This window comes from Rhizobium sp. 2YAF20 (assembly GCF_052114685.1).
In the GTDB taxonomy this organism is placed as follows: Bacteria; Pseudomonadota; Alphaproteobacteria; order Rhizobiales; family Rhizobiaceae; genus Rhizobium.
Map to the genome: position 1 here is coordinate 1 of NZ_JBFRFF010000106.1, position 2,184 is coordinate 2,184.

2 protein-coding genes and 1 pseudogene are annotated in these 2,184 nt (G+C 60.2%); all 3 read left to right on the forward strand.

Going from position 1 to position 2,184, the window contains the following annotated elements; translation table 11 throughout:
- Positions 1–611, forward strand: a pseudogene (locus AB4Z52_RS35990) (IS5 family transposase); the annotation flags it as partial.
- A gap of 89 nt (positions 612–700) precedes the next feature.
- The gene (locus AB4Z52_RS35995; RefSeq protein ID WP_442222578.1) at positions 701–1,390 is read left to right on the forward strand and encodes a methyltransferase family protein; all 690 of its coding nucleotides are present in this window, start codon (positions 701–703) and stop codon (positions 1,388–1,390) included.
- Positions 1,387–2,184: cytochrome P450 (locus tag AB4Z52_RS36000; RefSeq protein ID WP_442222579.1), on the forward strand; the 798-nt coding region annotated here is incomplete at its 3' end. The genes AB4Z52_RS35995 and AB4Z52_RS36000, both read left to right, overlap by 4 nt.

Genomic DNA, 2,184 nt, shown 5'->3' on the forward strand with positions numbered 1-2,184 from the left:
CCCTTCATGTTCTGGTCGATAGCACCGGGCTGAAGATCTACGGGGCGGGTCAATGGTTGGAAGAAAAGTATGGCGCAAAATCCCGCCGTGGTTGGCGCAAGTTGCATCTGGCGCTTGATGCCGGCAGTGGCGAGATCATTGCGCATGTGCTCACGGATCAGGACGCCGGCGACGCCTCGCAGGTCGAGCCGTTGCTCGATCAGATCGACGCTGCGATCGGCCAGTTCACCGCAGATGGCGCCTATGACGGCGATCCGAATTATGAGGCCGTCCTGCGTCACAGCACAAAAGCAAAGGTCGTCATTCCACCACGCTCAACAGCCGTCGCAAATCAAGACACTGAACCGCCAAGCGAGCGCGATCATCATATCGCGTCCATCAAAACGGATGGCCGCCTCGCATGGCAGGCTTCTACCGGGCATGGCAAACGGGCCTTGGTTTGAAACGGGGATGGGCAGATATAAGCGCTCATTGGACAGCGATTGCGGGCACGATCATTCCATGCTCAGCAGACAGAAGTTGCCATCGGTGTTACCATTCTCAACCGGATGCTTGACACTGCACGCCCGGTTTCCGTCCGTTGCAAAGCGGCAACGGCGAATTCAAAGTAACCAACCCCATCAAAGACCGAGCCGCGCCTTCATACTGATCCCTGCACCAACGCCCGGGATTAGCGCTCGGAATTCTGCCGACCCTGGTCATGGCGGCAATGGGAGGCTTCTGGGCACTGGCAGACCACTCATTGTTGGACTGGCTCGGGTTAGCAGGGGGGCTATTGGTCAGCTTTGTGATCGGACTTGCTGGCGTGCAGATGCTAGCGGTTCAAGGTCTCGGCACGGCCATTCCACTTGACCCTACGCAGCGGCTGGTCAGGACCGGCATTTACGCCTATGTGCGCAATCCGATGCAGCTTTCGGCGGCTCTTTCSTGGGTCGTGCTGGGTCTCTTTCTCGGCAATGTCTGGATCATMGCGGCGGCGATCATGGCRTGGGTGTTCGTAGAAGGCGTGGTGCGCTGGCATCACCGCCAGGATCTTTTGCAGCGCTTYCCCGAGGGGTGGCCGGAATATCGCCGCGATGTGCCGGAATGGCGGCCCCTATGGCGTCCATCGTTTCGCGTTGCGGCGCGCCTGTCTCTTAATCCGAACCATCTTCCAGACCGTCTCGCCGCYACACTCCTGCGGACAGTCGGCGCGGTTGACCTCGATATTCGCTATGGCGAAGGGCCGGCGCGCTAYGAAAACCCRGTCGATATTCAACCTTATCGCGGCCCGTCTGCGCTCTGCATGGCGCTGACCCACGGGAACTTCGCAACCGCACTGCTCGGTCATGCCTCCCTCTTGCCCACGTTGCCCCTGCAATCGCTGGCTTGGCTGGAGAGCCGGGCATGAGTGCAGATCGACCATCCCCGCTATTCCTGGGCATAAACCACCTGTGGCGCATCAGGCGCGACCAACTGAGCTTTTATGCCGATCTGCAGCGCCGGCATGGCGATGCAGTCCGTTTGCGGCTTGGGCCCTACCGGCTTTGGTATATCTTCCACCCCGATCTCATCGAGCCGGTTCTTACCCGTCACGCGCATGCCTTTATCCGCTTCCGTAAGCTCATGGACGTATTGCGCCAGTGGAACGGTGACAGTTTGCTTTTGGCGGAGGGCCAGGCATGGCGCGAACGCCGGCGCAAGGTTCTCCCGGCATTGTCGACACGACTTCTTCCAGTCTACGGTCATGCCGTCGTCGCGGAAACCCGCAYTCTGTCCGAACAACTTCAATCGAGCGCCAATGCAGACGGATTGGTCGCCTTCGATGCCGACGCTGTGATGGCGCGGCTGACGCTCAATATCGCCGTGCGCACCCTGTTTGGCGCTGCGCCGTCGGACGAAGGCCCCATGGTCGAAGCCGCCCTTCAGGATCTTTCGGTCATAGCTTTCGCAGAAAGCACAACTCCTCTCAATCTACTCGACTGGTTGCCCACCCCTGCCAAGCGGCGCAAGCGTCACGCCATGCGCGTGATGGATGGGTTTGTCGGCGGTCTCGTACGTGACGCTCTCAATTCTGCGACGACGGAGAGAGGCGCCCTCGTCGCCAGCCTGATCGAGCATCACGAGCATCGCTTCGACGCTATCCGCGACGATGCGATGAGCCTGCTAATTGCCGGGCACGAGACCTCTGGTGCGCTCCTGTCC